We start from the raw sequence: 7,919 nt of genomic DNA, 5'->3' as shown, positions 1-7,919 counted from the left end.
GCGGCTATCGGCCGCCGGCTCTCCCCTCTGCCTTATGCAGCTGCACAAGAAGTTTGCGAAGCGCGCCATAAATCACCGTAATCCACTTGCAATCGGACGGCCGGCTGCTATAGTAGGCAATGTGTTTAGCACTCGTTACCAAAGAGTGCTAGCACTCAGAAAGACAGAGTGGTTAAATAACGGGTATGCGAAACCAATCTCGCGTAATCGATGCGAAAGGAAGGCAGCGTTATGAATCTGAAACCCCTGGGCGACCGCGTTATCGTGAAGGCCGACGAAGCTGAGGAGACCACGGCTTCCGGTCTGTTCATCGCATCCGAGGCCAAGGAAAAGCCTCAGAGCGGCGTCGTTCTGGCAGTCGGCGCTGGCAAGCCCGATAAGGACGGCAACCTGGTTCCCGTTCCCGTGAAGGTCGGCGACAAGGTCGTCTACGGCAAGTTCGGCGGCCAGGAGATCAAGGTCGACGGCGAGGACCTGCTCATCCTGCGCGCCGACGATCTGTACGGCGTCTTCGAATAAGTTTCGATCGTTTCACCTCGTAAGTAAGCATGGGCCCGCGCCCGGTATCTTGGAACCGCGCGCGGGCCGCATTCGAAAGGAAGCTTTAGAATGGCTAAGGATATCAAGTTCGAGGCTGATGCCCGCAGCGCTCTGGCCGCAGGCGTCAACAAGCTGGCAAACGCCGTCAAGGTCACGCTCGGCCCCAAGGGCCGCTACGTCGCCCTGGAGAAGTCCTTCGGCGCTCCGCTGATCACCAACGACGGCGTCACCGTCGCCAAGGAAGTCGAGCTGGAGGATCCGGTCGAGAACATGGGCGCCCAGCTCATCCGCGAGGCCGCTGTCAAGACCAACGACGTCGCCGGCGACGGCACCACCACCGCCACGCTGCTGGCCGACGTGATCGTCTCCGAGGGCCTCCGCAACGTCACCGCCGGCGCCGACGCCCTGGGCATCCGCCGCGGCATCCAGAAGGCAACCGACGCCGTGGTCGAGGCCATCAAGGCCGACGCCACCCCGGTTTCCACCACCGAGCAGATCACCAACGTCGGCACCATCTCCGCCGGCGACGCCGTGATCGGCGCCAAGATCGCCGAGGCCATGGACGCCGTGGGCAAGGACGGCGCCATCTCCGTCGAGGATTCCCAGACCTTCGGCCTGGATATGGACATCGTCGAGGGCATGCAGTACGAGCGCGGCTACATCAGCCCCTACATGGCCACCGACATGGAGAAGATGGAAGCCAACCTCTCCGACCCCTACATCCTGCTGACCGATCAGAAGATCTCCAACATCCAGGACATGGTCCCGCTGCTGGAGCAGATCATGAAGACCGGCCGCCCGCTGTTCATCGTCGCCGAGGACGTTGAGGGCGAGGCTCTGGCCACCATCCTGCTGAACAAGCTGCGCGGCACCTTCACCGCCGTGGCCATCAAGGCCCCGGGCTTCGGCGACCGCCGCAAGCGCATCCTCGAGGACATCGCCGCCGTCACCGGCGCGCAGGTCATCGACAAGGACTTCGGCATGACCCTGGCCGATGCCAAGATCGAGATGCTCGGCACCGCCAAGACCGTCAAGGTCACCAAGGACCGTGCCCTGATCGTGGACGGCGCCGGCGACAAGGCCGCCATCCAGGACCGCATCACCCACATCAAGAAGGAGCTGGAGCGCGTCGACTCCGACTTCGACCGTGACAAGCTCCAGGAGCGCCTGGCCAAGCTGTCCGGCGGCGTGGCCGTGCTGAAGGTGGGCGCTGCCACCGAGGCCGAGCTCAAGGAGAAGAAGTCCCGTATCGAGGACGCCCTGCAGGCTACCCGCGCTGCTGTCGAGGAGGGCATCGTCGCAGGCGGCGGCGTGGCTCTGATCAACGCCATCCCGGCTCTGGACACGCTCGAGATCACCGATCCCGACGAGAAGGTCGGCGTGGAGATCATCCGCAAGGCCATGGAGGCCCCCATGCGCGCCATCGCCCAGAACGCTGGCTTCGAGGGCTCCGTCATGGTCGACAAGGTCCGTCACATGGAGAAGGGCGAGGGCGTGAACTTCGCCGACGGCACCACCGGCAAGATGATCGAGATGGGCGTCAACGACCCCGTCAAGGTCACCCGCACGGCTCTGCAGTCCGCTGCTTCCGTGGCTGCCCTGATCCTCATCACCGAGTGCACCATCAACGAGATCCCGAAGGATCCCGATCCGGCGGCCGCTGCTGCTGCCGCAGGTGCAGCCGGCATGGGCGGCATGATGTAAGCAACAGGTTCATAAACCTTGCAGCAAAAGGACCCGCTTCGGCGGGTCCTTTTCGTGTTTAGCGGGGAAGGCGCGGCCGCCGCGGCTTCGATATGCGCACCTGCGGTGCTCTGTGCGATCGCGGCGAAGCGCGCCGCAGGTGCAGCCGCCGCTGCTTTCGCCCAGCATATCGCGCTACGGCGGGCAAAAGCGCGCGCTGGGAAGCCTGAGCCGCCTGCTTAGGTTCTCCGACCAGGTGCTCAGTCGCCCATTCGATCGTCAAGGCGCAGCAAAAACGCCCTCCTGCGGTTGCAGGAGGGCGTTTGCGGCTTCGTATGCGGTCGGCAGGAGAGTCCAGCGGGCCTTACAACCCCTCGGCCTGGAAGCGGCGCAGGAGGGCTTCCTGGTGGTGCGAGTACTGCAGCGCGACGTCCTTCGCTACCTTGCCATCGCGCACGGCGTTGAACAGCCCCTGGTCCATGGTCTGCATGCCGGCAGCGCCGTTGGAGGCGATCACGGAGTCGATCTGGTAGGTCTTCTCCTCGCGGATGAGGTTGCGGATGGCGGTGTTCATGTGCATGACCTCGAACACGGGGATGGTGGTGCCGTCGAGCGCGGGGATGAGCATCTGGCTGACCGTTGCCTGCAGCACGAGCGACAGCTGGGTGCGGATCTGGCGCTGCTGGCTGGCGGGGAAGGCGTCGATCATGCGCTCGATGGTGTCGGCGGCGCTGGTGGTGTGCAGCGTGGAGAGCACCAGCTGCGTCATCTCGGCGGCGTTGATGGCGGTGCCGATGGTCTCGGCGTCGCGCATCTCGCCGAGCAGGATGACGTCGGGGCTTTCGCGCATGGCCGAGCGCAGCGCCTCGGAGTAGCTGGCGACGTCGGTGGGGATCTCGCGCTGCGTGATGATGCAGGAGCCGTGCTTATGCACGAACTCGATGGGATCCTCCATGGTCAGGATGTGGCCCGTGCGCTTGTGGTTCATGCGGTCGAGCATGCACGCCAGCGTGGTGGACTTGCCGCAGCCGGTGGGGCCCGTGACCAGCACCAAGCCCCTGTTCAGGTCGGCCAGGCGCATGACGGACTCGGGGATGTTCATCTCGTCGGGGTCGGGCAGTCCGAAGGGGATGACGCGGATGACGGCGCCGTAGGAGCCGCGCTGACGGAAGATGTTGGCGCGGAAACGGCCGACGCCCGGCACGGCGAAGCTGAAGTCGTCGTCGTGGTTGACGCTGTCGGTGAACAGGCTCAGGTCGCGTCCGGCCAGCTCGTAGACCGTTGCGATGTATCCTTGCGTGTCGGCCGGGGTGAGCGTGGGCGTGTCCGTGCGCACATGCGATCCGCTTGCCTGGTATGACAGAGGCAGGCCGGCGATGATGAACACGTCCGAAGCGCGCACCTCTATCATCTTCTCGAGTAGGCTTTTCAGTTGCATGGCGATCCTCCTATGCTATTGCTTCTCGTCGTTAGTTGGTTGAAAGAAGAGCTTGCTCGGGAAGCTCTTGCGCGGTAGTCATCTTCCAGTCGTCCACGGTATAGCCGTTTGCGGTGATGGTCGCCGTGGCGGCAAGCTCCTTGCCGTCTTGCGCGACGACCGTGAACGTGACCTGCGTGCCCGCTACGTCGATGAAGGACCGCAGGTCGTGGGCGCCGCTTGCCTCGGCGGCGTTCTCCAGCAGCTTGTCAGAGCGGTGCTGGACCAACGCGGCGGCCGTTGCGGGCGAGCCGCTTTCGGCGATCTGCTCGTCGATCTGGGCGAGCAGCGCTTGGCCGAAAGCGTCCAGCTCGTAGGTTTGCGACAGCGCGTCGGCCTGCCGCTGGGCCATGGCCTCGGTTGCGTGCGTGGTGGTGACGCACAGCATGGCCAGCACCGCCAGCAGCAGCACGGACACCAGCGTCAGCAGCGTGATGGGGCCGATGCGCACGCCTTCCCCGGTTCGCCTTGCCATGCTATCTCACCCCGCTTTCGTAGCGCGACGCGTCGAGCGCGTACACTTCCCCGGAATCGTCGCTCACGGTGATGTGCGCCGTGTACAGCGTGCCCCGGCCCTGCGCGTCGGAATCGACGTCGCAGCTGACCGTCAGGCCGTCGGAGCCGTCGACGGCGGATGCGTTCCCGGCGGCGACGCCCTGGCCGACCGTCTTGCCGGCGGCGACGGCTGCAGGGTCGGACGAGAACTCCTCGGCGGCGTTCTGGGCCAGCAGCGTGGCCCTTGTCAGCTCCTCGGCCTGGTGCGCCGCAACCGCGGAGTGCGTGAACAGCTGCGTGAACACGGCCATGGATGCGATGAGCACCGCCATAAGCACCAGCGCCTCGATGAGGAACGCCGTGTTGACCTTGGTCTTCGAGGCGTCTTCGATCTGCTCGATCTTCGTCATCCTAGGCACCTCCCTGCATGTAGCGAAGGGCCACCTCGGCGGTCCCCTGGTCGGTGGTCACGGCCAGAAGGCCGTTGGAGTACGAGAAATCGAAGGTGTCGGAAGCCGTCACCTCGGTGGCCTTCTCGGGCGTGTACCCGCTGCCTGCCAGGCTGTATTCCTGCACCACCTTGCCCTCGTACAGATAGAAGCGCGTCTCGTACGTGCCGGAATCCAGCGGCTCAACCACCACGAGCGACTTGCCTTCCGGCCCCTGGCCTTGGGCGATGGCGCCCTTGGAGTCGTTGGCGCGCACGACGTTGCAGATGAGCCCCGCCCCTTCGCGCTGCGCGCTGCTAGCCTGTTGATCTGCGGAAACAGCCTTATAAACGGTCACGCCCGAGATCATCGCCATGAGCAGCGCCGCAAAGAACACCGTCAGCAGCAGCGTGGGGAAGGCGCGCCTTGCGGCGGCGCGTTTTTCGTTGGACGGCGCATCTTGCGTCACGGAAGCGATGGCATGGATGCGCTGCTTGTGGGTTTCGTTCGCCTGCGGGTTCATCGGGGCGTCACCACCACGCTGGGCATGATGTTGTCGGCGAAGCACTCGTAGGTGATCACGTAGTCATCATGGTTGATGGTCAGCCCGTAGCTTTCCTCAAGGTGCTCAAGCGAGCTCGGGTAGCTGCCCTCGATGGCGCAGCACTGCTTGGCCGCGGCCAGGACGGAATCGCGCAGGGCCACGGCGCCTTGCGTCTTGGCGTTCTCCTGCACGACGCTGTATACGGCGAAGGCGGCGACGACGAGCGCCGCCACCAGGCATGCGGTGACGGCGATGCGCTTGCGCCGCCGCTTGATATCGTTGTCGGTGAGTTCGTGGAACATGGCTGTCACCTGCGGTTTCGCTACGCGATCGATCCCATGATGCCGATGAGCGGCAGCATGACGGCGATCAGGGTTGCGCCGACGGCGATGGTCAAAAACGCTGCCAGCGTAGGCTCGACCCGGTCGACCGCGGCGTCGATCTGCACGTTGGCGTCGTCGAAGAACACCTGCGCAAGATGGCCGAGCACCTCGTCGACGGAGCCTGCGCGCGTGCCCATGAGCAGCATGCGGCCGTACACGGGCTCGACGATCTCGTGCTCGTTGATGGCCTGGGCAAGGCTGTGCGGGTTCTCGAGGTCGATCATGGAATCGTAGGCTGCCTGCAGCTTCGCCTTAAGCTGCGCATGGTCGATGGTGGCCATGGCCTTGCGCATGGCGTCTTCCTCCTGCACGCCCGATGCTACCAGGGACGAAAGCGCGCTGACGAAGCGGGAGAGCGCCAGCTGGTACATGGCGCGGCGGGTGCCCGGGTAGCGCTCGAGCATCTTCAGCACGCGGCCTCGCCCGCCCTCGCTGCGCGCGCAGATGGCGATATACAGGGCGGCTATGGTGGCGAGCAGCACGATGGCAAGCGCGACCCAGCCGATGGCGATGGACGCGCCCACGGTGTTGAAGGAGCCCGAGGTCATGGAGCCGGACAGGTTCTCGTAGGCGCTGGAGAAGATGGGGAGGATGACCGCCACGGTGAACACCAGGATGACGCTCATGATGCACAGCAGCGCCGCCGGGTAGCCGACCGAGTTGCGCAGCTTGGCGAACGCGCGGCCTTCGCTATCGTAGTAGCGCCCGAGGCTGCGCAGCACGCGCTCGGTGCGTCCCGATGCCTCGCCGACGCGCACCGTTTCCGTTGCGTAGGCGGGGAAGGCGCCGGTGGCCTCCATGGCGTCGGCAAGGTTGGAGCCTTCGACGACTTTGGAGTAGACCGCATCGCAGACGCGCTTGAACTCGGATTGCTCGCGGTTCTCCGCAAGCATGTGGACGGCTTCGTCCGTTTGGACGCCGGCAGCCAGCATGGTCGCCACGCTGCTGCAGAACGCGCTGATGGCGCCGCTCTCCAGAAGCTTTCCTGTCATCGGTACCTCCTGGGTTATCGGTTTAAACGTTCGTTATTGTCTCACATCTAGTAGGTCGTGGTGTGCGTTTTCGCCTGTTTTTGAGATGAAGTTGACACCCCGGGGCCACTATGTACCGGGCGAAGGGGTTTCGGTAGCGAGCGCTTTCGCCCGTACGTCTAGTACACATAGCGATCGGTGTAGCTTTCCCCGTCCCCGACGTTCGCCCCGCCCCCCGTTGCGGCGAAGGTCAAGTCGATGCGCGACCAGGTGTTCGGGGAAACGCTGAAGCGGGCGCTTTGCCAGGTGCCGTCGATGTTCACCATGATCCACGCGTGGTAGATGCCCTGCGGCGAGACGGTGCCGGTGACGATCTTCGCAGGGATGCCCTGGCTTCGCAGCATGGCCGCGCCCAGGCTTGCGTAGTCGAAGCAGATGCCCTTGCCCGACTGCAGCGTCTCGTCCGGGTCGGGGATGTAGCCGGTGGAATCCTTGAGCTTCGCGGCCTTGTCGTCGTCGTAGGCCACGTTGTCCACGATGTAGGTGCAGATTGCGCGTAGGGCCTCCCCTTGGTTCTCGCAGCCTTCGACCAGCTCGCGGGCCTTGTCCACGCAGCTGCTGGAAGCGGTGTAGCTGCAGTAGACGTTCGGGCGCAGGAACGGGGCGAACTCCGAGGTCAGCGCGACGTCGATGTCGGCGCTGCACAGCTCCACGTAGTTGTTGCCCGACGTGTTGCGCATGATGCGCACCGTGTACGGGCCGTCGCCGAACGCCAGCGGGCACGCGATGGGCGTGCCGTTTTGGGGCATGTCGAAGCTGGAGCTTGCCTGGCCACTGATGACCTGGGCTTTTATGCGGGCGCTTGAGGTTGCGCTCACGCTGACGTAGCCGTCTTGCGCGTGGGACGCATCGATGAGCGCGTCGTTGGCGCCCGTGGCGGCGCTCGCGTCGAACAGCGTTTCCCCGACCGCGGCGGCAGGGGAGAACGCGGCGCCGGTGGCTTGGTCTTTGCCGGCGCCTCCCGCGCCGCCGGAGCCGCTGCATGCGGTAAGCCACATCAGGGCGCAGAAAGCCGTCGCCGCGATGGCGGCGAAGAAAGGGAGGGTGCGCCTTGTCTGTGCGGATGATTCCATGATGCGTCGATTATACGCGCGAAGGGTGCGATTTCGGCGTGCGCCGCCGAACGGTTTTCGAGGGAGGCGCCGCGGTTGCTTCGCCGTTCGGTATGCCGTCCTGAAAACCCGGAAAACCCTGCTATCAGAGGGGTGACAGATGTGGGGGTATCCGAGTGAGGGGGCTTCTAGTGCGGCCTAGGTGAAGGGGAAGGGTGAACCTGGTGTTGAGCAGGCATTTTGCTGAAATTCAGATATGAATTGAACGCGGAGATATAGTGGTAGG

The 7,919-nt window shown here is 64.6% G+C and carries 9 protein-coding genes; 2 read left to right on the top strand and 7 right to left on the bottom strand.

Going from position 1 to position 7,919, the window contains the following annotated elements; genetic code table 11:
* The first annotated feature begins 231 nt into the window (after window positions 1–231).
* Both Q0H50_RS00140 and groL read left to right on the top strand, forming a co-directional pair.
* Complete coding sequence (locus Q0H50_RS00140) at window positions 232–519, top strand: co-chaperone GroES (protein ID WP_042432634.1); 288 nt, start codon at window positions 232–234, stop codon at window positions 517–519.
* A gap of 90 nt (window positions 520–609) precedes the next feature.
* On the top strand, window positions 610–2,244 hold the full coding sequence (groL, locus tag Q0H50_RS00135) for a chaperonin GroEL (protein WP_294414997.1): 1,635 nt from the start codon (window positions 610–612) through the stop codon (window positions 2,242–2,244).
* Window positions 2,245–2,587: 343 nt separating this feature from the next.
* On the opposite strand, the gene Q0H50_RS00130 is transcribed toward groL, so the two are convergent.
* From Q0H50_RS00130 to Q0H50_RS00100, 7 genes are all read right to left on the bottom strand, one after another.
* Complete coding sequence (locus Q0H50_RS00130) at window positions 2,588–3,661, bottom strand: type IV pilus twitching motility protein PilT (RefSeq protein ID WP_294418111.1); 1,074 nt, start codon at window positions 3,659–3,661, stop codon at window positions 2,588–2,590.
* Window positions 3,662–3,692: 31 nt separating this feature from the next.
* Entirely contained in the window at window positions 3,693–4,175 is a 483-nt protein-coding gene (locus Q0H50_RS00125; RefSeq protein WP_294418110.1) for a hypothetical protein, read from the bottom strand.
* Window position 4,176: 1 nt separating this feature from the next.
* Window positions 4,177–4,605 (bottom strand): hypothetical protein, encoded by a 429-nt coding sequence (locus tag Q0H50_RS00120; RefSeq protein WP_294418109.1) that lies wholly within the window; start codon window positions 4,603–4,605, stop codon window positions 4,177–4,179.
* Window position 4,606: 1 nt separating this feature from the next.
* Entirely contained in the window at window positions 4,607–5,146 is a 540-nt protein-coding gene (locus Q0H50_RS00115) for a DUF4860 domain-containing protein (protein ID WP_294418108.1), read from the bottom strand.
* On the bottom strand, window positions 5,143–5,469 hold the full coding sequence (locus tag Q0H50_RS00110) for a hypothetical protein (protein ID WP_294418107.1): 327 nt from the start codon (window positions 5,467–5,469) through the stop codon (window positions 5,143–5,145). Before Q0H50_RS00110 ends, Q0H50_RS00115 begins: the two co-directional genes overlap by 4 nt.
* 20 nt (window positions 5,470–5,489) lie before the next feature.
* Complete coding sequence (locus Q0H50_RS00105) at window positions 5,490–6,542, bottom strand: type II secretion system F family protein (RefSeq protein ID WP_294418106.1); 1,053 nt, start codon at window positions 6,540–6,542, stop codon at window positions 5,490–5,492.
* Between the two features lie 158 nt (window positions 6,543–6,700).
* On the bottom strand, window positions 6,701–7,654 hold the full coding sequence (locus Q0H50_RS00100; protein WP_294418105.1) for a transglutaminase family protein: 954 nt from the start codon (window positions 7,652–7,654) through the stop codon (window positions 6,701–6,703).
* Window positions 7,655–7,919 lie beyond the last annotated feature (265 nt).

Origin of the sequence: uncultured Senegalimassilia sp. (assembly GCF_934632265.1) — a bacterium.
GTDB lineage: Bacteria > Actinomycetota > Coriobacteriia > Coriobacteriales > Eggerthellaceae > Senegalimassilia.
The sequence above is the reverse complement of the archived record's forward strand: the minus strand, read 5'-3'. Positions and strand labels throughout refer to the sequence as shown.